This is a genomic window from Microbulbifer mixtoriginis (SeqCode) (assembly GCF_052467945.1).
Window position 1 is genome coordinate 3793562 of the sequence record NZ_CP174328.1, and the last position, 22452, is coordinate 3816013.

Sequence of the window (22452 nt, forward strand, 5' to 3'; positions counted from 1 at the left end):
CACAATTAGTCCCTACCACGAGCATTCAAACAAGCGTAAGATATTACTATTAAGGTAATGGTTAGAAGCTGTTTCATAACTTGAAATCAGTTATTCTTGCGACCTCATGGAATGATAAGACCAGTAAGTGTGAGTAGATTTAAGTCAGAATTAACCGACGCTCAGTGGAAATTGATTGAGCCTTGCCTTCCCCAGCTAAAACGTGGAAAAGGAGGTCCCAAACCCATTGATAACCGTGCATGTTTTGAAGGTATCTTGTGGATTTTGCGCTCAGGAGCACGATGGAAGGATCTCCCCCCATCTTACCCTTCGCCGAGTACTTGCTGGAGAAGGCTCCAGTTTTGGGAAGAGCAAGGCGCTTGGTTGGAGGCTTGGAGAAAATTTTTCGGACAGCTCGATCAAAGATCCCTGCTTAATTGGAAAGAAGTCTTTTCGGATGGTAGCTTTGCTTCAGCAAAAAAAGGGGAGCAGAAGTCGGAAAAACTAAGCGAGGCAAGGGTACAAAGTGGATGGTGGTGGTCGATGGCGAAGGTATTCCATTGGGAGGCACCGTTACTTCGGCCTCACCAGCAGAAGTAAATTTATTACACCCACTACTCGATGTTACCTATGAAAATACAAAAATTCGACGACTAGTGTACGACAAGGCTGCAGATTCTGATCCACTACGCCATAGTTTGGCCCGCCGTGAAATTGACCTGATTTGCCCTCACCGTAGGAATAGAAGAAAACCTTCGAAACAAGATGGCAGAAAGCTTAGGAGATATATGCGACGTTGGAAAGTTGAGCGAACTTTTGCATAGCTAGGGAACTACCGTCGTTTAGTTGTCAGGTGGGATCGCTACTTATCTTCATACAGAGCTTTTTTCTATATTGCCTGCATGTTAATTACGCTAAAGAAGTTATGAAACAGCTTCTACACAAGGCACCAGGTTCATACAGGCATAATTCTTGGCTACCCGCTGTATAATCTGCGAAAGGTTTTCACCAAGCGAACAGTAAACCGTGAGATCGGTAAGGGCCATGGGATTGTCGCGTACATAGCTGTAGCGATTTGTAGCCCTGACTCCATCGATTTGAGGATCGGCCTGCATAAAGCGGCCTAATACTGGGTTGTAGATACGACCTTTCATAGGGATCAGGCCCGCTTGATCAAAGTGCTCCTGCCTGGTGAAGCTGCGCGCCGCGATTTCCAGGATATTATTGAGGGGATTTCAATCCATGGCACTCCGCCAGCCCCCGCATTGTGCCGTTGGCCCCAGAGCTTAGAGCTCAACTGCTCGATAACTTACTAATCTATGGGTACCCTGAGTTTATCTCTGCTGATTTTGACCTAACTTCGCCCTACTATTCCCTCGGTTTTTTCTAAAACTACTGTTTTGAAACCGAAGCATAATCATTCTTTGTGCCATCACTTCTTAGTGCTAAACCAAAAAGGAATAGTTGCTAAAGCAAGGGTCAGCAACGTTACTGACCCTCCTCTCTAATCTGTAGGTATCTTGAATGTTCACTTTGAGCGAACTAGTTTATGATTTTTGACAGATCCCTTCACCCCTATTACCCTGATGTTACGGATTTGCTATATGCCGCCAGTCCAGGTAGAGAGCAGAAGCCGGATACCAATTATTTATATAAGATATCAATAATGACTCGCGCCCTATAGAAAGTCGCTCTCTCCGCCTGCCTTTATTCTCATACAACAAGCAACGAAAGTTATCTGGCTCCACCTCTTCTATTCGTGCTGTTAACGAGGCATCCTTACATACTGTACCTTCAAGCTCCGCAGAGATCATTGCCGAGAGTTCTTCGACGCCCTCTTGCAAGGCAGCCTTCAATTTTCCACTATCACTATCTGTCCACAAGTTCTTAAGGCTTTGCTCTTCTCCAACGAGTTCTAATCTTTTATCCAACCTCTGCACTTCTTTTCTAATTTTACTGGAAAGCTGCACCCTTTCAGTAACTCCAGAAGCCGAACCAAGATCATACTTATTTTTAATTTTACCTATGATTTTGGAACGACTATCACTTGTTATAGGAACGAGGTGGCGACCATACACATTTGAAAAATATACAGCCTTTCCCTGACGAAGTAACTTACCAGTTAGCGTTTCATATAAGTAATATTCAGAAACCAACTCTACAGCTGCAGTGTCATTTGTTATATAAAAACCGGTATCTACTACTATAAGAAAATCTTCTTTAATTTTTTTACATTACCCTTGAGCTGTTTTCCGTATCTAAAATCAGCAGTTCGGAAATCCATCTTTCCAAATAAACTTTTCGTGGAGAGATAAGATTTCAAAGTTTTATGCATTACTTCACCCCCTAAAAATTCAGGAAGATTCTTTTCAATAAAGGATATATCTGCACGATTCTTAGAATATATTTGAATCCACTTCTGTCTAGATTTGACGTATTCATCAAGAGCCCCCTCAAACAAAAGGCTTTCCGCAAGATACAGTGGATGAGCAGGAAAGTAACTAAAAGCCGCTAAAGATACAATAGATTCACCTTTTATTAAGTTAGTGTTTGACTGAAATTTAGGCGCACCCATATATAAGAAGGCATCACCAAGCTCGCCCTTTAAAGATGCATCATAGTTTTCCTTATTTGGGGGAATATGATCAAAATAAGCAAATAAAGGATAGTGATCTGGAGCGTTACGCTGCACTTGAATTTCTCGATTCATAACACCAGAAATTACACGAACCGATGACCCCTGCATCAGATCCTTATCTATTTCCCTCACTCCATTTCCGGCACAACTTGCAAGTGTAATCAGGCCAAACAAACCAGCGACCACACTATAAAAATTTTTCTTTCTTACCATAAAAATCTCCAACAAAAAAACTATTTTACGAATATTATCATGGTCAGCCAGGAACCATTAGTATAAAAAATTCAGTCATATTGTCATAGGAATACAAAGGGCAAACACTATAAATAAATGATTCATACCCTTGCCGACTTATCGCAGGGTGCGCAGCTAAGGCTGCAATTTGAAGCGATCAGCCAACTGCCAACAGAAGAGAAAGAGATCGTCAAGGAGTTGCTAAACGGGATGATTATTAAGTATCAATCCCGGCGCTGGGATACCAAGCGGCAAGTCGGTTAAACAAAAAGTCCCGCTGGGGTCACCAGTGGGGCTTTTTAAGAGGGGCCAGAAACAGGCTTCAGATTAAGGGAGCCTGTAAATAGTAGACTTAGTAGTGCGACTTAAACTCTTAAATACAACCGTAAAGCAAGTATCTTCTACCAAAGAACTATCTACAAAAAAGTACGCCTCACCCACCGGCAGAAGTGCTTCCCGTTTATTAGTACTCAGAGAGACATTTATTTTTTTAGCATAAATAAATGATGTTTCTCGCTGCTCACCATTCAAACACCTAAGCAATTCCACCTTAAGCACCCCTCCCTCTTCAGGGAGGACTTCTAGCGTTTTTTGTCAAAATCGAATTCAACAATTGAAATTGAAACAGACTGCCTAACATTAAAAGGTAATCTTTGATCGTCAGGAATTAGTTTTTTTGCTTCTAAGCGATCAATTTTTTCCATACGAATGTTTGATAGTTCAATTTGTTTTTCACCACAACCTACCATAGGATAAACTACAACCAAAACCACTAGACAATGAATAACTAATTTCATACTAAGGCCTACAATACTGGAAGCATATTTCCACATGATCTTTATTAATTGGAATATGAGCATCTGCATACCATTCCGGCTTATGCCCATACCAACCACCAGCTCTAGCGACAAGGTTATTCCTATTCATACCGCCACCAGTAGCCACGTAATTTGTCCATGTTTCCGAGTATAGAGCTACATTCGTAAAATTAGGTTTAAATCGACCAACAGGATCAGCTGTAATTAGGTGATCTACACGATGGCCAGCAGCGATTACTCTTGCGGCAGAATTACCACCATAACTATGACCAATTACTGTTAGCGAATATTCAGAATTATTTTCATCAATCCAAGCAGCTAATTCTTTCTTCTGATGATGCTCGAAATATATATCTCCTTCTTTGCCATAAGCTTCATACATGCTTTTAACAAATTCATTTTTATCATCCATAAAACCGCCAACATAAGCGGTCCTAGATCCCTTTTGTGCAAAGACATCACCCCGAGGCCAGTCGTACCTTAACTTTCCATTTTCCCTAGCACAATCAGCGAGTTAGCAACCATTTTTCCCGGCGCCGCTGGCTCTTCCTCATTTTTTTGCCCCGACGCGGGTTTTACCTTAGCCGGATGTTTTTCCAGAGGCAACGGTCCCTTCTGTTTAGCCACCAAAAAAAAATAAACCCCAGCAAATAAGCTCTGCCGAGGCTTTAAACTTATGATGACAGCGAGTCAGGGAAGCGAAATATCGTTTCAACTTTTCACTCAAACTTCAAACACACACCATTCCTATATTTTACATTCAACATAGGAATCAGGGTGCAGTTTTAGAGGCTTCTCACTTCCTCCTATATCACCATTAATATTTTCATTTTTAAACATTAAATACGCACGTGAGTACCCAACCCCAACCTCTAGAATATTGTAGGGTTCAGTAAAAAGCTTATCCTTCCTATCAGTCTTAATAACTAATTGCACATTTCTCTCTATGATCCCCAGGTCATTAAGAGCTGTCTTAAACGGAATATCAAGCTCCTCTACATTGAATACAACTCCTGCAGTTTTTTTGAGGCCATGCCGAACTCTAGGCTGATTAAAATATCTAGACAACTCTAACCTAACCATCTCATTCAGTTCATCATCACTTGATATATTTTCTAGCACCCTACATGAGTTAGCCAGACGATAATCACCATATAAAAATACCAAACCCATTACTATAAATGCAGAAATAGCCGAATAATAAATTATTTTATTCTTCATCATTTTTGCTGCTGCTTATAATATTCATGCCCATAACCACCCCAATAAGCCCCAGAGAACATTTGCCCATAATTATGAAGCCCTTCTCCAAGCATTAGCTGCCGCGAGTTCCACATTGTGGATTGAAATGCAACCATCCCTAGAGAATGTCCGTAATGTGCCGCCATCATACCCACTGAAATATAATTAAAGTCTCCGCCATTAACTGGGCCAACCCCTTCCAAAATAAAAGTACTAGTAGCTAAGCCATCTTCATATATAAATGTATCTGCATTGATAAAATCGCCTAAATATGATGACAGCGATTTATCAGTATTTAACGCCTGCATAAACTCAAAAGCCAAAATAGCTTCCTGATCTAACTTACTCAGGTAGATCGAGCCATTTGGATTTGAAACTGCAGAACCATGAACCTTTCGCCTAACTGCTGAATGATTTGCAATAATTTGCTTTCGATCAAGTGTATCCTTTTGTGCATCCTCATGGTCCCCATCCCAATTCATCGCATACTGCATTCCCGCAGTAATCGCTCCATTGGCAAACTTACCACCACTTAACTCCGAAGTGGTACCGCCAACCACCATACTGGCAAGCCTCTGCATGGATCCCGGCAGCTTGCCGATCGCCGGTGATAACCCTTTGGTGAGGGCCGCAGAGACAAATCCGTGCCCAAACTTACCGCCCTGCAACTTCTCAGCTATACCGCCCACCAAACCATGTGCCATCACCATAGTGGCATAGACCCCCTTAGAGGCCCAAACTCCATTGCTAACCTGCACCGCCCCAGGGGCATTGGCCCCTACCTTATTGGCCGCCCCATAATCGCCGATCGCTTCATAAGCTTTGGCTGAGGCGAAGGAGATTGCAGCAGCCTTGAACCCTTGCATCAATGCTTGCTGAGTTGAAGCTCCAGAACCTTTGGCATAGATCGCGGTGGCTGCCGCATATACCACCGGGTTCATATAGGCGTAATTCATGACTACGGCCTGCATAATCTGCGGAAGGTTTTCACCAAACGACCAGTAGCCGGTAGGATCGGTAAAGGCCATGGGATTGTTGCGTACATAGCTGTAGCGATTGTACCCCTGGCTGTTGGTGGCCCCATCGATTTGCGGGTCGGCCTGCACAAAGCGGCCTAATACCGGGTCGTAAATACGACCGTTCATATGGATCAGACCCACCTCATCGAGGGATTCGTGCCCGGTAAAGCCGCGCGGCGTGATTGCTAGGATATTGCTGAGGGCGTCGCCGTCCAGGGCACTCTGCCAGTCCTGGGCATTACGCCGCTGACCCCAGGGGTCAAAGTTCAATTGCTCGATAACCAGCCCGGCTTCATCCGTCACCGCATCCAGCGAGCCCAGGTGGTCCCTGAGCAGGTAGCGGTTTTTAGTCCCGCTCAGGTAATCCGTTGCATGCTCGCCTTCGCGATTTCCAGCGAACCTGTCCGCCTGCCACTGGCGCAGGTCGGTGTCGTACTTTTCCGTGGTCAGAACAAACCCTGCAATCGTGCGACGGATCTCGGTGGAGCCGTTTTTATAGACTTTTTCCACATTGCCCAGGTACAGGGTCTCCGTCACTGCGCCGTTGGCATCATCAATGCGCTTCCAGCGCTCGCGCCCGGGGCCGTAGCGGAATTGGGTACTGTGGTTGCCTTTATCGATACTGAGCGGCTTGTTAAACACGCTGTAGCGTAGGGATCGGCCCGTGCTATCCGCAATCAGGTTACCGTTGTTGTCGTAGTGGTAGCTGGTGGTGACACTGCCATTATCAGTTTCACAGACCGCGTGTGGGCCGTAGCTGCTCGCGCACTGGGCGCCGTAACGATAGTTGCCCACACCGGTTTTGCTGAGAATATTGCCACTGGTGGAATAGCCGACTCCTACTTGACTGCTACCATCGGCATTTTTCAGCGATACTCCAGTAAGGCGGTTGAGGCCGTCATAGCTGAAGTCCTCGCGCAGGGCTTTTTCCGCACCGGCTTCGCCAGAGTAATCCTCGCGATAGTCCAGGTTGCCGTTAGCCAGCCAGTTAAACTGAAGCTTCTGCACATTGCCCAGCCCAGGCATTAGGCCGCTGTCGATACCCTGCAGGCGGTTACTGACAGGATCATAATTCTGCACAACCGTGAGGCCATTACCCAGTAGGGTTTGGGTACTGTTACCGCGAGCATCCATATCCTGTAGCTGGTAGTAGCGCTGGCCGGTGCTGCCTGATATATAGTCGGGACTGGTTACTTCGGTGATATAGCCCCACTGCGGATGGTAGTGATTCCAGATGCCCTTGGTATAGGAGCCATTGATCGCTGCCATCTCGTTAGCGGCGTCATAGCTGAGCTTTACCCGACCAAAGCGGTCGTACTCCAGCTTCTGCCAGTGATCGCCGTCCGCACCGGCATCCCCCAAGATGGTGATGGTTTCTTCCGGTCGCGCATAAAAGTCATAGCCAAACATTCGTGCGTAGCTGAGCTGGTCAAAGTCTACGGTACAGTTACTGGCAATAGGCGCACTACTCTCGGCGACAAACACCAGCTTGCCCGCAGCATAGGACACTTTACTGCAATCCGGGTCGCGGTCGTAATACCAGCGTGTGGCCTTTTCCAGGGCGCCACCGGCTTTGCGATCCTCCCGGTAGATCATGCGTCCCAGGGCGTCGTAGTGCATCTCCTGGTAATTGCCTTCGGCATCGGTCTGCCGCTGCAACTCGCCAAATCCGGTATAAATGTAATCCCAGCGCCCCTTGTCGGGATCAACCATGTAGTCTTTGCGCCCGAGCCCATCGTAATGGAGCTGGATTGTAATATTGGCCCCCTGCTCCATATCCACAGTGGTGGTATGGGTCAGATTGCCCTGGATATCGTACTGGTAGGTGACGGTGTTGCCGGCATTGTCCGTGACCTTCAGCAATTCACCCAGCACATTGCGATCCTGGTGCTTGGTCTGGTTACAGCCACTGCCACCGGAGGTTGTCGTGCTGGTGCGCGCCGTGCCGTCACCTTGCAACTGGTCGTAAGTGACCGTGATATCACACTGATTGCCAGGCACATCGGTATGCTCAGTGCGCCCGAGCAGGTCGTAATCAAACTTGGTCCAAGCGGCCGTATCACCAGAAAAGTAAGGTAGGCTCTGGCGATCAACACGGCCTAGTTCATCGTACTCCTTGTCTTCAAAAATCCAGCGACCAGCAAATCCGGTGCGGCTACTGCGCAGCTGCCGCCCCAGCTTGTCAAAATATTCAACGCTGGCACTGCTATTGAAGGTGGTTGTGGTGATTTTATGGGCCGCCCCCGCCGGGCCGTTGCCACAGCCTGCGATAGCACAATCCGCTGCCAGGGTTTTGCTATAAGCCCCGGTCTCAGCCCATTTAAAGTAGGGTTTGCCAAAATCGGAGTAGGCGGTACCCGCGAGTACACCATTAATATCGGCGACGACCTGCGCCTTACCGTAGTGAGTGAAGTCGGAGGCAAAGGACGTTACCTGCCCAAGGGCATTCTCTTCTGCAACCAGGTAGCGACCTGCGGTGTCATAGTGCCACTTGGTGGTACGATCCTGCGCTCCCTGAGCGCTCGATGTCGCTGATACTTTATTACCAAATTTGTCATACCCATAAGCAGTGGTTACCGAGAGAGCCGGGTTATCCGGTTCTATGGTTTCGCTCTTGAGCAGACCACTGTCAGGATCGTAGGTAAAGGCCGATATACGGGTTTCCGCGGGTAATCCAGTCAATGGCTTAGTGGTAGTCACCTCCGTACGAGTCAAACGTCCCAGATGCCAGAGCCCAGCATTGTTGTCATAGGTATTCTGAGTGGCTTTTCTGGATAGAAGCCGATCTAGGCCATCATAATTTTCAATCTGCAATGAAGAGATATTGCCGAATTTACGATCATCACCTGAGTTGTAGGTCGTTGTGGTAACCGTCTTCTGTGCTTTTTCCAGGTTCAGAGTAAAACTGGTTTCGGTGGCGGTACGCACATAAGGTAAAACGGTTCCCGGTACCGGTACAAAACTATCCAGCGTATTCACCGCTGTAGAGATCAGCTTTGAAGACGGATCATCAATCTCACAGCTCACCAGCTTCGTAGGCTCCAGGCACTTGGCTGTACTCGCCGGCATGCCGACAAACGGATAATCCTGGCGATACACGGTGGTAGTTACCACCCCTGTTTGCTCATCAATAGAGGAAACTTTCTCGAAACCGAGATGACCGCGTCCACCAGCCTGGATTCGGGCCGCCTCATATTTATAAGACACTGCAACCTGATGACTGGTATCGGCTGCAATCGGCGCCGTACTCTCAACTCGGGAGACCAAAAAGCTCGGAGCAATCAGATCTACAATACCGGAGCCACTGCCAAACTCCAGGGCTGCAGCGCCGGTACCCTTGATGTAAGTGTGCTTTGCCGAAGCCCCCGGTAAATTCATTCTACGGTAGTGAATATCAGTCACCGAACCCAGACCATGGGTAATCTTGGTGATTTCGTCCGTGGGCTCCAGGTTGTTAGCGGAATCATGATAAGCCACGATGTCGCTATGCTCTCCGCTATTGCTATATCTCAGCTGCATATGACTAGCGAACCCATCCCCCTCCAGATCCAGAAAGAAGTGCGCATAATTACGATCAGCTTGAGGAGAAAAATCATATCCAGGTGCGGCGAACAGTTCCTCACGCTCAAAGCGGTCTCCATCCCAATAGTGGCGTACCATCTTAGGGGTGCTCAGGGTAGTGTCGACAGCCATCATGTCGAGCACCCCATCGCCATCGTAATCGGTGAAAGCTATAGGTTGGCCAGCGGGAATCGTATGATTACTAGCAATAAATCTTAAGCCAGTATTGATATTCGCATACCAATTTCCCTGTGCTTTGCTTTTATATAAATAATCGGTTAAACCATCGCCGTTGATATCTGCAGGCAATAATTCTGAACCACTGGGATCAGCAGAATAAGCTATCTCGTAATCGCCCCAACTGGTTTCAACAAAACTTCCACCTTCCGTATGGAGAAGCATCCATAGGTGTGTGTCGTTGGTGGAATCACAGACCCCGTCTATCCGTCCAACTGGTGTACACTTCCAATGAATTCTCGCATACAGGTCGACACGGCCGTCGCCATTAAAGTCGGCTAAGCGGGTGCCGGCCAGGCTAATATCTGGCCAGAAGTCTCCACTCTCAATATCACCCAATTTCTCCAGGGAATCCCCAAACACCAGTGGGAACGTCTTCTCTTTTGGATTGAATCGGTACCCACCGGCACCGTCACGCTGCATAGAATGAATAACCAGCTTGGGCAAATCCCCTCCGGGCACTCCAGCAACAAGACGCACCAAATCTGGGAGACCGTCACCATCAATATCTTGTAAAAGGGAATTGCTTGTACCCTTGGCTGGTATCCCAGTATCGATCGGCGTGCTGGAAAAACCTGCTCCTGAATAACGGTGTACTTTCCAGTTGCTATCGGTAGCAACAATGAGGTCCAACTTCCCTGTGCCAAAGTAATCCGCCAAGTGCCAAGACATAGGCTGATCAACGTGGTTTTTGGGCAATTTTATATCCCCCGCATCCACATAATTAAGGCGATAGTTGCCAAGATAGCTTTCTGCAGTTGCTACGCTAACGAAGTAATCACTGCCACTACTATTTCGACGCACCCAAGTCAGATCCTCGTGTCCATCACCGTCCACATCGGCTGAGCGCGGGGAGTAGAAGCTAGCGGTTAAATCTTGATTACCGCTAGTGAAATCTTCAGATTTATCGCCATAGCCAATATTTGGTTGACTCCAATTAAAGGTGGTCGGAGCCAGGCAATTTGCCCCCACGCACTCCTGAATAGATTCAAGTAAGGATCGCCCCGTACTCGCACTGGCGATATAGCCAAGCTTGTAAGTGCGAAGCTCTTTGTTCTCAGAGTAAGAGGTTATGGTAGCCAGGCGCTTGGTTTGAGAGGTGACAGTGCCAAGCCAATAACCGGAAGAAGTATCGGCTCTGCTATCACTGTAGTGAAATTCAATACGGTTTGAGGCAGCCACCCCATCGTTGCTCGCATACTCTATGCGATTAATCAGGTGCTCCCCTTTTGCTACATCTTTTTGGTAGTGATAAGAAATCGTGTTACCGACACTGTCACTGAAAGTCGACTGGGCCCACATCAACTTCACTGCACTATTCCTGCCAACACCAGTCAAATAGCTGTCAGTCGTTACACCATAATAGGAGATTGAGCCATCCTTACGGCGCACCTCAAAATAGTCCGGGCCATTACGGTCTCCGAACTGTGTTACCAGTGTGAATGAGTCCACCGCTGTTCGATATTCGGTGCCAGCTTCACCGTAAGCCCCAGAGGTTGCCACCAGTCGCTGGCCATCCAGACAAAAGCGGTCTCCCAATCCAAGCGAAAGGTCATTATCAAACCCATCTTGTTCCCGCGTCATTCGGCAGCGAATAATGGTTGAAAGGCCCGAGATACCCCAGCCTACACCAGCAGGTCCATTACCACCCGATCCCGCGTAACTGAGCGCAATTTTCGGAGCAACATCACCGGAAGCTGGCCCGGTAAGAATCGGTATTGAATAGGATGGCGTTCCCGATTCTGTCACTCTGAATTGCCCGGCGGTTTCACCCACCAAGTCAGAAGCCACCACCTCTGAACTCGCTGCTGAAGGGATATTGATTGCTGACGGTGCCTCCCCCGATGGAAGGGGGCTTGGGTTCTGGTTATTAACAACCTTCACCGGTTGCGATTCGGTCGGACCATTACAAACTTCGAAATCGCCCTGTTTATTACAGGCCCAAACCCGGAATTTATATTGGCCGTTCTCAAGACCGGCGATGGCGGTCGTATTACCGGCGCCTCGGTAGCTGAGAATAGCTTGGTCTAAAACCTGAGGATCAACCTGCTGACCGCTGGATATACTATCGTTCGTCCAGGCAGTTTGCCCTGAATCTACATCGTAACTGCCCTGCTCCAGATAAAACTGTACGACTCTATTAGCTGGATTACTCCAGATCACTTCCACTTTGCCATCGTAGATCACCGCTGGGGTCGCACTAATGGACTCTATAGATCCCGGCCTATGGGCCACGTGTAGTGATTCGGCCGAGGAATAGCCGGAACAGGCTCTAGGGTTACAAGCTTCAACCTGGTAACTGTGAGTGCCATCATCCTTGCCGTTAACCGTATAGGTCGTCGAGGAGGAGTCACCGTCCTCTCCCAGAACAACCTTGCCATTTTCCTTGAGCACAAAGGTTCCATGGGGAGCATCCAGGTACTGACCCACTTGATAGCGCCAGGAAACGCTGTAGTTGCCCGAAGTACTATTTTCAAGTGGTTCAATTGTTGGGGCACTCGGTAGTGGCACATGCCACACCTGAACTTTTACGGTATCACTCCAGGCGCTCAAATCGCAGTCAAAATAGCTATTACAGCCGCGAACACGATAGTAATAGGTTCCATCCTCTTTTCCGCTAAATGATGCCCCAAGGGTCTGGGTCACGGCGCTGTTAAAGTCGCCCGTGGCAGACTCCTGATATTCCCAGTATTCAATAAAGTCCCCTGGGTTTTCGGCAATCTGAAAAGAGTAATTTCCGTCCCAATCATATCCTTTATAGTCAGTCTCTCCGTGTTCAAGGCTAACTATCGCTTTAACCGGAGGATAGATAATCCTACCGTAGACACGCTCTTCGCCTCCAAGAGGCAGTGATACCCACTCCGAATTTTCATTAGCCTGGGCATGGGCAGCTTCAAGGTGGAAAGAAATTTGTCCTGGTTTTAAAAAAGGGCCAACCTGACATCCACCTTCAGCGCCCTCGCACATGTAGTTAGAGCCATTTTTTACTTGGCTGGATACCACTCGAACCTTGGCCGTACCGCCGCCAAAACTCCAACTGAGGCTGAACTTACCATCGGTAGAAATACTCGGAGAAAGGAACAACAGTGGGTGCTGGTAAGTCAACGAGGTACGCCAACCACTGCATGCCCTCCCCGCAGGCTCCACATTGCATGACTTGACTCTAAAGACGTAACGGCCTGCACTAACGCCTGCGACTGTCGCCGTTAAAGCACTTCCGCGATACTGTTCTTCCCAGGCACCATCAGCCGTTTCTAATTCGAGTACAAACTCGTCGTTGTTACCCTCTCCCGCTTCCCAGTAAACCGAGATTTCATCCGCGCTAGAGCCAGCCTCGACTTCAATAGTGCGCGGAACAGCAGGTGCTAGTATCACGTCTACGAAGGATGTAACCCCCGCGGTAGAACAATCGCCACTGATACAGCCTCGCACCTGGTACCCATAACGGCCAGACTCTGATTGAGTCACGGTAACGCTATTGGTATTGATATCCTGCCAAGGGCCAGCGTTAACCCGGTATTGGTAGTGATCAATCGTAAACGGCGCGGGATCCCAAGAGACGGCATATTGGCCATTCGTACTGACTTCGGGATTGATAGCGGCTGTGCGAGCATTCAAGCGCTTGACAACTTTACTGCCCAGAGTCCCGGTGCAACCATAAATTATTGCTCCATCGCTATGGCAGTGCTCCAGTAGATATTGATACTCTCCCTCTCCTCGATCTTCAATCGGGCCACCGATCGACTCCTGGGTTGGCAACCTGAGATAAGCACGATAAGCCGTTTCCCCCGGCCCCCGTTCACTGATGCGCACAGAGTCCGCTAAATTTGTCCAGAACAATGTGTAATCTGTCGCTAAAACAGGGCCAGAAATACTGGAGTTCGAAGCGCCTCCATCATAAACAATCTCTGCAGAGGCTGAGTAAGCTGAGCAGGCAAAATCATTACACGCTCTCACTTGGTAATACCAAGTACCAGTCCTTAAATCACTATCAGGATAAAAAGTCTTATTGGCGGAATACACCAGCTCCCAAGGACCATCAAAAACCTTTCTTCTTAACTGGTAGGCACTAATCGCTCCAGCAGGCTGGCTCCAGCTAACGACGTTTGACCCACCACTACTCATCGTTGGAATTCCAGGGGTGCCCGGAGGTGTTCGTACTTTCAGCTCTTTACTTTCAGAGCTCGTGTTACAAGACCAATCGTATCCATTACAGGCAAGCACTCTAAACTTCCACTCGCCATCAGTTAAACCCTTAACAGACTCACTGAGATCCGTTTGTGAGGTCCCAATACGCAACCAGGAGCCACTATTTTGCTTTTCTTTTTCGAGATAATAATAAGTGGCATTACCTGAAGGCTTAGCCCAAGTAAGGTTGACTTCGCCATTGCTACTCTGCGTTGAGGAAAGCGTGGGGGCTTGAGCACTGCCCGGCACCTTGCGATAGAGCATCACATTACTGGCGCTACTGTAATTACCACAGTTATATTCTGGAGAGGCGCCACCGCCTTCACTGAACACCATGCAGGATTTTAAAGAGTATGTGTACTGCCCATCACTCGACGGAGCACTAATCTCTATACGAGTAGTCGGCCCTTTTACCTCCCAGGTGCGCCCACTTTGGTTCTCCTTCAAAAAGAAGGCATTACCGACCCGGGATGACCAAGTGATTGCAACCTTTGAAGCGGCGTGTGTTGAGGGGGCTGTCGGTGCAGTACCTGCTGAAGGGTAGTTCACAGCTGTCTGTTTCTGTCCACCCGTTGTACAAGACCAACTATAGGTGTTACAGGCTCTTACTTTATATAAATAAGTGCCCTGGCCCTTATCTTTTACCGAGAAGCTGCGCGAGGTGCCGGTGTTATGACTTGTCCAACTGGAACCATTGTTACTACTCTCAAGCAGCTCATAATAGGAAACTGTGCCGGAAGCCGCTGACCAGCTAATACTATAATAACCATTCAGGCTAGTTGTTGGGTTGTTTGGTGTTCCTGGTGTGCCAGGCCTTCGTCTTACCGTAAGGGTATTCCCACCATATCTCCAACCACCGCATCCTGAAGCGTTACAGGCCCTAACAGCATAGTTATAAACAGCATCAGTCCGTCCACTTAGCCACTTGCTCCTTGCTGTACCAGAATAAACTGCCACGTATGAGCCTGAGTTTTTCTTTTCTCTCAATTCATATCGAGAAACAATGCCACTAGCAGTACCCCAGGAAATTGTAAACTCACCATTATTATCGGTTTTGGGTATTGAAACTGAACTGGGAATACCAGGCACAGGTACCTTTACTGTTACGCTAACATCACCTAGCGATGACAGCCCACCAGCTACCCACTCCTGGATAATTGGGTTCCAAACTTCGCTATAAACTGCGGTAACTGAGTAAGTGTATGTTCCATTTTCTGTATGAGAGAAGGTCCTACTAGTAACGTTTGATACATGATAGGTACCAATTAGTGTCGATCCCCTTCGGACATTGATCGAATAGTATTCAGCTGATGAGTTATAGGACCAACTAATCTTATGTGTGCCTGTAGAGCTGGTTGTGCTTGTATAAACTGCTGCATTAGCGGAACCTCCCCCCAAAAAGAAAAAAATCAGAATTACCACAGAAGCAACTATTGTTGCTCGCATTGGCTTAATACCAGTAGAGGCAGACGGACCAGCTACCTTCTGTATAGGACTTTTCGCCTCACTGAACAGATAAAAACCCAAATACGGCAGGAGCAAACAAAGGCTTAGAAACATCAAAGAAATACTCAACATGAGATCAAGAAAACGAAACGGAATAGGTTTGGTCTATTGCTCTACAAGGAAATACATCCATACGGAGGGCTAGCAGTAAATAATATAAAGTACGTCTTCATATTTTAATTCACTGCATGCACTATCTTCCATCCACATATGTAAACAAAAGAAAAGATATACATCTTAGACTGGCAGGACAGGTAGATACTTTGTGTTACTTGAGTGATCTAATATCTCGATAAAAGAAGAAATAGAATATAAACAGACATGTAAAAACCGCACTCTCACTCTCAAAATGTTGAGAGCACGATAATCTTAAAATACCAACCAGGCCCCTTATCTCCCTCAAAAAACTGCCCCGAAATGTCTTTAACTCCAATGTACACGGCAACCCCCTGATAAAAACCAGCTTCAGTCAGTCCTCATCACGCTTATTTTCTTTAGGCTTTCCAAAGCCAGTGAAACAAATTTTTATAGCAACGCGCCATTAAGAAAAATTAACCAGCACTAGGAGCAACTTCAAAATAATAAGGAGTAGTGAAGTTTTTCCTCCGGAAACAATAATTTAAAAAGAGAACGTCATCGACACCTTACAAGACTATTTTACAAGCACGGCTAATTCAGCATCGCTTTATATCCCAACTACAGATCAATGGGAGCAGCGGATAAAACGAAGGTCCAAATATAGAATCCAACAAGCAGAATTTTCGAAGAACAGTACAAACCTTAGGACCTGGGAGTAAAGGGGTAACAATTTGGGGAGGCCAGATTGGGCAGGCTAAAGTGAGTTCTCGGCCTTCTCTCTTCGGATACCGATAAAACCTTTAGTGTCCGTTGGTGGGCTTTATACCAGCTTCCAGCCTAAAAGAGCTTTTCATATAAATCGGTGAGTCAGAGTGGGCTAAACTTGCTTGGTGTCAATGCCAGTTACTGTAACGCCCTTCACCACTTCAAGCACAATCAGTCTTCTAGTGATAGTGCTTTGTCATTGGCAGCAGCCTTATGAAACCCTCCTTCCGAGTGTTCTGCCAATGTCCGCTTGCGACCCTTGCCCATAAAGGCCCCATCATACGTCGGTCAAACGTAGTTTGGAGATAGTTACGATAGCGGAGAGAACCAGTGAATTTAACCGATGTTACTGACAGGTTAGTACTCTTTGAGTTTTCTAGACATAAATGAAGACAACCGGCAGCCCTAAGGCTGCCGGCGGAGGGTATGGGTCAGGCCAACTCGCCGATCACACCGCGCAGTTTATCCACAATCGCATCGATCTCGTGTTTTTCGATAATCAGCGGTGGGGACATACACAGGGCATCGCCGATACCACGCGCCATTACCCCAGATTCCCAGGCCATAAGGGAAGCCTTGCCTCCGAACTTACCTTTGAGGTTTTCAGGGGCACGTAGCTCGATAGCACCAACCAGGCCGTAGTTACGCACATCGATCACATTGTCCATATCCGCCAGGCTGTGCAGGGCATTTTCCCAGTGCTGCCCGATTTCACCAGACGCGCGCGTGAGCAGACCTTCGCGCTCGTAAATATCCAGAGTCGCCATACCCGCAGCGCAGGCCACTGGATGTGCGGAATAGGTGTAACCGTGGAAAAATTCCACCATACCTTCGGCGGCTGCATTCATAACGGTGTTATGAATTTCGTCTTTTACAAACACCGCACTCAAAGGCACCGCCGCATTGGTAATACCTTTCGCGGAGGTGATCATATCCGGAGTCACATCGAACTCGATAGAAGCGAAAGCGGAACCGGTGCGGCCCCAACCGGAAATCACCTCATCGAAAATCAGCAGCAGATCGTGCTTGTCACAGATCTCGCGCAGGCGCTTCAGGTAACCTTTGGGTGGCAGTACTACACCACCGGCACCGGCAAACGGCTCGACAATGACTGCAGCAATTTGATCGGCACCGTGGAAAGCCACCAGGCGTTCCAGGTCTTCCGCAAGCTCTATACCATGCTCCGGCAAGCCGCGACTAAAGGCGTTGCGCTCGATATCCAGAGTGTGACGCATATGGTTCGCTTTCACCGGCTGGCCAAAGCCCTGGTAATTGGGAGCGATACCACCCACGGAAATACCGCCAAAGTTCACCCCGTGGTAGCCCTTTTCGCGACCGATAAACATGGTGCGAGTGCCCTTGCCACGCGCACGCTGGTATTGCAGAGCAATTTTCAGCGCGGTCTCTACGGCCTCGGAACCGGAGTTACCAAAAAATACATGGTCCAGGCCATCGGGAGTGTGCTTCACCAAGCGCTCGGAGTATTCAAAGCCCAACTCGTGACCAAAATTGAAGATGGAGCTGTAATCCAGGGTTTTCGCCTGGTGATAAATGGCTTCGGCAATTTCTGTGCGGCCGTGACCGGCATTACTGCACCAGAGACCGGCGGTGGCATCAATAATCTGGCGACCACCTTTTTCGGTGAGGTAGATACCCTCGGCGCGCTCAACAATCCGCGGGGCAGATTTAAAGGTGCGGTTGGGGGTAAAGGGCATCCAGAAAGCGTTGGTTGGCATTTCAGACATAAACTATATCTCCGCAAGTTCCCTGAAACTTCAAAATATTTGCTTTGGGGAGCCAGCGACTCCCACGAATTTTTTCAGGCGCTTGTGCAATCTCAGACAAGCGCACGGCACTGCCGTTCGAAACTAAAAATCAGGCGCCGAAGCAGCAGTATTTGGTTTCGTAGAATTCGGCCATGCCTTCGACACCGCCCTCGCGGCCGATACCGGATTCTTTGTTGCCGCCAAAAGGCGCTACGGTGGTGGAGAATACCCCGGTGTTACAGGCAATCATGCCGTAATCCAGCGCTTCCACCACACGGTTCGCGCGGCGAATGTTCTCGCTCATCACATAGGCAGCCAAACCGTAAGGGGTATCGTTGGCACGGCGAATCACATCGGCTTCATCGGTGAACTTCTGTACTGCGGCGATGGGACCAAAGTTCTCCTCCTGAGCCACCCGCATAGCATCCGTGACACCGGTCAGCAGGGTGGGAGCGAAATAGTTTTCTCCATTGGGCAGCTGCTCACCGCCAATCTCGATTTTCGCCCCGGCTTCTACCGCATCCTGTACCAGGTCCTGTACCCGCTCCACCGCGCGGCGATAAATCATCGGCCCCATGCTGACACCTTCTTCGGAGCCATGGCCGATTTTCAGTGCGGCCACTTCGGCACGCAGCTTTTCCACAAACTCATCGTGTACCGACTCGTGCACATAAATGCGATTGGTGGCCACACACACCTGGCCGGCGTTGCGGAATTTGGTCGCCACGCAGGCCTGCACCGCCGTCTCCATATCCGCATCGTCGAATACGATAAAGGGGGCATTGCCGCCTAGTTCCATGGACATCTTCTTCACGGTACTGGCGCACTGCGCCATCAGCAGCTTGCCCACGGCGGTGGAGCCGGTGAAGGTAAATTTAGCCACGCGCGGGTCCTGGGTCAGTACCTTGCCGATGCCCGGTGAATCGCTGCCGGTCACCACATTGATGGTGCCTCTGGGAAGACCCGCCTCCTCTGCCAGCTGGCACAACGCCAATGCGGACAGTGGAGTCTCTAGTGCCGGCTTGATCACCACAGTACAGCCGGCTGCCAGCGCCGGTGCCGCCTTACGGGTAATCATGGCGTTGGGGAAGTTCCAGGGGGTGATGCAGGTCACCACACCCACCGGCTGGCGGATGGTGCTCAGGCGCATCGCCGGATTGTGGGTAGGGATCGTCTGGCCGTAGGCTCGGCGACACTCTTCAGCAAACCACTCGATAAAAGAGGCGCCATAAATAATTTCCCCCTTGGCCTCCGCCAGCGGCTTGCCCTGCTCGAAAGTGAGGAGACGCGCTAAATCATCGCTGTTATCCATAATCAACTGGTACCAGCGCTTGAGGATGGCGGCACGTTCGCCGGCGGTGCGGCGGCTCCACTCCGGGAATGCGGCGCTGGCTGCGGCTACCGCCGCCTCTGCATCCTCCGCTGAACCATCGGCCACTAAGCCCAGTACTTCGCCATTGGCCGGATCGCACACCTCTGCGGTGCCCGCAGCATCCCGCCACTCTCCATCGATATAGTTCTGAGACTTCAACAGGTTTGGATTCGCCAGTTCCACCGGAAAACTCCTGATAATTTACTGTTATTAATGGTATTGCGGCGATTCTGGCCGCAGCAGCCCAGGGAGAATAGTAGTATTTTTCGAACTAAAGTTTATATTTATCAAACTTAAGGGTGAAGTGGCTTGTCCACTCCAATCCCCACTCCGCTGGCAGTGCCTAAGCTACGGCAAACTAACTCAAATAACACGGGATAAATCGGCAGATGGGCAAGACAAAAAGCGCCTTGGGCGGGCGCCTCAGCGATATAGACCTTCGCCTGTTGCGCGTTTTCCGTGAAGTGGTGCGCGCCGGTGGCCTGGCGCCTGCAGAGGTAGCGCTCAATATCGGCCGCTCCACCATTAGCGTACATATTTCCGACCTGGAAGCCCGCCTGGGTATGCAATTGTGCCTGCGCTCCCGCGGTCGTGCCGACTTCAAACTGACACCCGAGGGGGAGTCACTCTTCGAGGCCATCCTCGAATTGGATGGCCATCTGGAGGCCTTTAAAAGCCAGGTGAATGCCATTCAGTCTCACCTCACCGGAAATCTGCGTCTGGTTATGCCAGACGATGTGCTGGAGATACCACAACTGGATCTACCGGCAACCATTGCCCACCTTCGCCAACAGGCCCCCCAGCTACACCTGGAGGTACAACTTGCCGCACCCCAGGAACTGGAGCTGGAGATACTCGCCGGCCGCGCCGATGTGGGGATTAACCCCTTGCACACACGTCGACCAGGCTTGGAATACCAGCCGCTATTCCACCACCAATCCACACTCTACTGTGGCGCCCAACACCCATGTGCCCAAGCGGATCAGGTCAGCGAGGAATTACTTACTCAGCAGGAACTGGCAGCCCCCAGTCATGCCGTGCTCTCTGGCGCGGCTCACCTTTACCGATTATTTCCCAACCGTTCCACCGCTAACCACATGGCCGCAAGGCTCGCGATGATTCTATCCGGCTGTTTTGTGGGCTTTCTACCGGATTATCTCGCACAAAAATATGTGGCGTGCGGCAAACTGAAGCCGCTACTGGCCGAGCGTTTTCACTACCGCATTCAGAATGCTGCCACTTTTAAAAAGAATGCAGCAGACCATCCGGCCGTGCAGCTATTTTTGCGGGCTTTAGTAATTAAAAACTAACTATCGGCAAAGCCACAGTAGCCTAAATTGGTCTAGGTTACTGCTTCCCAGACGAAAGACCTATAAGCCATTAATGACAGACAATAAACCCAAAGGTTTGCACTGTTATAAAAATGCAGCATATATACAATGACTGCGTGTCAGAATGAATCACATGGAAGCTTTATGATCGACTTTGAAAATTCACCCATATTCAAACTGAAGCCTATTGATATCTCCGAGGCTAGAGATGATTTCAATAAATTTTTAATTGAAGGTGAATCTATCTTCGCAGGGTTCAAAACCATTCGCGATCAGGTGGTTTTTACCAACAAAAGAATTATCGCAGCCAACGTCCAGGGAATTACCGGCTCCAAGGTCGACTACACATCACTGCCCTACAGTAAAATACAGGCGTTTTCTGTAGAAAGCTCTGGCACCTTTGACCTGGACTGTGAAATCGTGGTGTATCTCAGCGAGGTGGGAAAGGTCAAATTTGAAATCAAAGGGTCTTTTGATCTTATCCAATTTAATCAATATATCAGTAAGTATGTACTGGCTTAACAATATTGAAGGACGTCACAATTTAGGCCTTCATTTTTAATGTTAAGTCGGTATATTTAAGCCACCACAGATTTTATACACAAGAGAGGGAAGTTCATGTCACACATGTGGTTAGAAAGTTTGATTACCGAGAATGCACAGCAAGGGTTTGAATTGGCCATGAAACTATCCAGAATGGGAGTGAAATACACCCAACCTTCGGATGAGGTCAGAGGCAAGTTGAGAGCTTCCTACGAGGAAAACGCAGATAGCTTGATCGCCTCATCCCAGGTAGTTGCCATCAACTTTCAGACAGTAGCTGCCGCCAATAACTACTGGCGCGGTTAAGAGATTTCAGCGCTTTACATTGAATTTGAAAATTAGCTAAAAGTTCTGTAAAGCGCCTCTCCCCTCCCTCACCATAAATATCCAGTCAAGCTTTACCTAAATAAAACCTGCCTCCCTGGCTGATATTCAACAGAATTCACTATAAACATCAAGAAACACCAGCATCCCCAATTTTTCAATCTATATTGCAACTATTCTTTCTTTTGGATGCCCGTGGCAGAGAAACCTTGATCTAGACATTGGTATAGATATCGATAAAGGTAAGGCTCAATTGAGCGGATCGCATTGCCATTGGTACCTATCTCCTTTTGGAATATGGAGTGGTAATAGACATGAGTGAGCAAGAAGAGCGACTTGTTACGGTCTGGGAAACCCATACAGCAGCTGAGTTTGAGCTAAAGGATGCTGATGCTGCTATCGCCACTATGACCGACAACCCTGTTTTAATCCACGTCCCGGTAAACACAGGTGCAACCGGAAAGGAACCCCTGAGGAACTTCTATCGGGATATTTTTATACCGCAGATGCCGGCCGATGTTAGCCTGGAGCTACTGACTCGCACAGTAGGAAAACACAAAGTTATCGATGAGTTTATCCTGCATTTGACACACTCCCTGCGTATGGATTGGTTCGCTCCAGGTATCGAAGCCACGGGAAGGAAACTGTCTGTTCCCCATGTTGCAGTAATTGACTTTGACGGCGATAAGATCAGCTCAGAACATATCTATTGGGATCAAGCCACTGTACTTAAACAAATGGGATTTTTGGATAACCAACTGCCAATTATTGGCAATAGTCAATGCGAGCGGTTACTGAATGCCAATGCCCCAGCCAACGAACTCATCCCATAAAGTATAAAAGCTAATAGA

Annotated in this window: 16 protein-coding genes and 1 pseudogene; 8 read left to right on the forward strand and 9 right to left on the reverse strand. The window is 48.6% G+C overall.

What is annotated here, in order from left to right:
* Positions 1 to 111 precede the first annotated feature (111 nt).
* Positions 112 to 579 (forward strand): transposase, encoded by a 468-nt coding sequence (locus ACJJIJ_RS16375; RefSeq protein ID WP_353505433.1) that lies wholly within the window; start codon positions 112 to 114, stop codon positions 577 to 579.
* A pseudogene (locus tag ACJJIJ_RS16380) lies at positions 489 to 803 on the forward strand (transposase); the annotation flags it as partial. The gene ACJJIJ_RS16375 and the pseudogene ACJJIJ_RS16380, both read left to right, overlap by 91 nt.
* A gap of 99 nt (positions 804 to 902) precedes the next feature.
* Here ACJJIJ_RS16380 and ACJJIJ_RS16385 read toward each other — a convergent pair.
* From ACJJIJ_RS16385 to ACJJIJ_RS16395, 3 genes are all read right to left on the reverse strand, one after another.
* Complete coding sequence (locus ACJJIJ_RS16385; protein WP_444939589.1) at positions 903 to 1199, reverse strand: RHS repeat domain-containing protein; 297 nt, start codon at positions 1197 to 1199, stop codon at positions 903 to 905.
* Between the two features lie 369 nt (positions 1200 to 1568).
* Positions 1569 to 2135, reverse strand: coding sequence for a hypothetical protein (locus ACJJIJ_RS16390; protein ID WP_444937909.1), 567 nt, complete (start codon positions 2133 to 2135; stop codon positions 1569 to 1571).
* Between the two features lie 47 nt (positions 2136 to 2182).
* On the reverse strand, positions 2183 to 2830 hold the full coding sequence (locus ACJJIJ_RS16395; protein WP_444937910.1) for a hypothetical protein: 648 nt from the start codon (positions 2828 to 2830) through the stop codon (positions 2183 to 2185).
* Positions 2831 to 2947: 117 nt separating this feature from the next.
* Here ACJJIJ_RS16395 and ACJJIJ_RS16400 point away from each other — a divergent pair, with 117 nt between their 5' ends.
* On the forward strand, positions 2948 to 3115 hold the full coding sequence (locus ACJJIJ_RS16400; protein WP_252083624.1) for a hypothetical protein: 168 nt from the start codon (positions 2948 to 2950) through the stop codon (positions 3113 to 3115).
* 317 nt (positions 3116 to 3432) lie between these two features.
* On the opposite strand, the gene ACJJIJ_RS16405 is transcribed toward ACJJIJ_RS16400, so the two are convergent.
* The 4 genes from ACJJIJ_RS16405 to ACJJIJ_RS16420 all read right to left on the reverse strand — a co-directional run bounded on the left by ACJJIJ_RS16405 (position 3433) and on the right by ACJJIJ_RS16420 (position 14252).
* Positions 3433 to 3648, reverse strand: a complete 216-nt coding sequence (locus ACJJIJ_RS16405) for a hypothetical protein (RefSeq protein ID WP_444937911.1) — start codon at positions 3646 to 3648, stop codon at positions 3433 to 3435.
* Position 3649: 1 nt separating this feature from the next.
* Positions 3650 to 4081 (reverse strand): hypothetical protein, encoded by a 432-nt coding sequence (locus ACJJIJ_RS16410; protein WP_252083626.1) that lies wholly within the window; start codon positions 4079 to 4081, stop codon positions 3650 to 3652.
* 335 nt (positions 4082 to 4416) lie between these two features.
* A complete protein-coding gene (locus ACJJIJ_RS16415; RefSeq protein WP_252083628.1) occupies positions 4417 to 4893 on the reverse strand; it encodes a hypothetical protein in 477 nt (158 codons plus the stop codon).
* A complete protein-coding gene (locus tag ACJJIJ_RS16420) occupies positions 4890 to 14252 on the reverse strand; it encodes an RHS repeat-associated core domain-containing protein (protein WP_444937912.1) in 9363 nt (3120 codons plus the stop codon). Before ACJJIJ_RS16420 ends, ACJJIJ_RS16415 begins: the two co-directional genes overlap by 4 nt.
* On the opposite strand from ACJJIJ_RS16420, the gene ACJJIJ_RS16425 reads away from it, so the two are divergent.
* On the forward strand, positions 14251 to 14460 hold the full coding sequence (locus tag ACJJIJ_RS16425) for a hypothetical protein (RefSeq protein WP_444937913.1): 210 nt from the start codon (positions 14251 to 14253) through the stop codon (positions 14458 to 14460). The genes ACJJIJ_RS16420 and ACJJIJ_RS16425 overlap by 2 nt on opposite strands.
* Before the next feature lie 2236 nt (positions 14461 to 16696).
* Here ACJJIJ_RS16425 and aptA read toward each other — a convergent pair.
* Both aptA and ACJJIJ_RS16435 read right to left on the reverse strand, forming a co-directional pair.
* Positions 16697 to 18010 carry an omega-aminotransferase AptA gene (gene aptA, locus ACJJIJ_RS16430; protein WP_252083630.1) on the reverse strand — a complete coding sequence of 438 codons (1314 nt, stop codon included), beginning with the start codon at positions 18008 to 18010 and terminating at the stop codon, positions 16697 to 16699.
* Positions 18011 to 18140: 130 nt separating this feature from the next.
* Positions 18141 to 19586, reverse strand: a complete 1446-nt coding sequence (locus ACJJIJ_RS16435; RefSeq protein ID WP_444937914.1) for an NAD-dependent succinate-semialdehyde dehydrogenase — start codon at positions 19584 to 19586, stop codon at positions 18141 to 18143.
* A 206-nt stretch (positions 19587 to 19792) separates the two neighbouring features.
* Here ACJJIJ_RS16435 and ACJJIJ_RS16440 point away from each other — a divergent pair, with 206 nt between their 5' ends.
* The 4 genes from ACJJIJ_RS16440 (at position 19793) to ACJJIJ_RS16455 (ending at position 22434) form a co-directional block, all read left to right on the forward strand.
* Positions 19793 to 20713, forward strand: coding sequence for a LysR family transcriptional regulator (locus ACJJIJ_RS16440; RefSeq protein WP_252083631.1), 921 nt, complete (start codon positions 19793 to 19795; stop codon positions 20711 to 20713).
* Between the two features lie 165 nt (positions 20714 to 20878).
* The gene (locus ACJJIJ_RS16445; protein WP_444899619.1) at positions 20879 to 21256 is read left to right on the forward strand and encodes a PH domain-containing protein; all 378 of its coding nucleotides are present in this window, start codon (positions 20879 to 20881) and stop codon (positions 21254 to 21256) included.
* A 96-nt stretch (positions 21257 to 21352) separates the two neighbouring features.
* Positions 21353 to 21583, forward strand: coding sequence for a hexameric tyrosine-coordinated heme protein (locus tag ACJJIJ_RS16450; RefSeq protein WP_152455425.1), 231 nt, complete (start codon positions 21353 to 21355; stop codon positions 21581 to 21583).
* 332 nt (positions 21584 to 21915) lie between these two features.
* Entirely contained in the window at positions 21916 to 22434 is a 519-nt protein-coding gene (locus ACJJIJ_RS16455; RefSeq protein WP_444937915.1) for a nuclear transport factor 2 family protein, read from the forward strand.
* Positions 22435 to 22452: the final 18 nt, after the last annotated feature.

What these genes read in the sequence shown, in the direction of transcription:
- ACJJIJ_RS16445 (WP_444899619.1), top strand. Translation starts at nt 20,879, where the DNA reads ATGATCGACTTTGAAAATTCACCCATATTCAAACTGAAGCCTATTGAT.
- ACJJIJ_RS16425 (WP_444937913.1), top strand. Translation starts at nt 14,251, where the DNA reads ATGCAGGATTTTAAAGAGTATGTGTACTGCCCATCACTCGACGGAGCA.
- ACJJIJ_RS16440 (WP_252083631.1), top strand. Translation starts at nt 19,793, where the DNA reads ATGGGCAAGACAAAAAGCGCCTTGGGCGGGCGCCTCAGCGATATAGAC.
- ACJJIJ_RS16450 (WP_152455425.1), top strand. Translation starts at nt 21,353, where the DNA reads ATGTCACACATGTGGTTAGAAAGTTTGATTACCGAGAATGCACAGCAA.
- ACJJIJ_RS16410 (WP_252083626.1), bottom strand. Translation starts at nt 4,081, where the DNA reads ATGGATGATAAAAATGAATTTGTTAAAAGCATGTATGAAGCTTATGGC.
- ACJJIJ_RS16395 (WP_444937910.1), bottom strand. Translation starts at nt 2,830, where the DNA reads ATGGTAAGAAAGAAAAATTTTTATAGTGTGGTCGCTGGTTTGTTTGGC.
- ACJJIJ_RS16400 (WP_252083624.1), top strand. Translation starts at nt 2,948, where the DNA reads ATGATTCATACCCTTGCCGACTTATCGCAGGGTGCGCAGCTAAGGCTG.
- aptA (WP_252083630.1), bottom strand. Translation starts at nt 18,010, where the DNA reads ATGTCTGAAATGCCAACCAACGCTTTCTGGATGCCCTTTACCCCCAAC.
- ACJJIJ_RS16375 (WP_353505433.1), top strand. Translation starts at nt 112, where the DNA reads ATGATAAGACCAGTAAGTGTGAGTAGATTTAAGTCAGAATTAACCGAC.
- ACJJIJ_RS16405 (WP_444937911.1), bottom strand. Translation starts at nt 3,648, where the DNA reads ATGAAATTAGTTATTCATTGTCTAGTGGTTTTGGTTGTAGTTTATCCT.
- ACJJIJ_RS16415 (WP_252083628.1), bottom strand. Translation starts at nt 4,893, where the DNA reads ATGATGAAGAATAAAATAATTTATTATTCGGCTATTTCTGCATTTATA.
- ACJJIJ_RS16455 (WP_444937915.1), top strand. Translation starts at nt 21,916, where the DNA reads ATGAGTGAGCAAGAAGAGCGACTTGTTACGGTCTGGGAAACCCATACA.
- ACJJIJ_RS16420 (WP_444937912.1), bottom strand. Translation starts at nt 14,252, where the DNA reads ATGGTGTTCAGTGAAGGCGGTGGCGCCTCTCCAGAATATAACTGTGGT.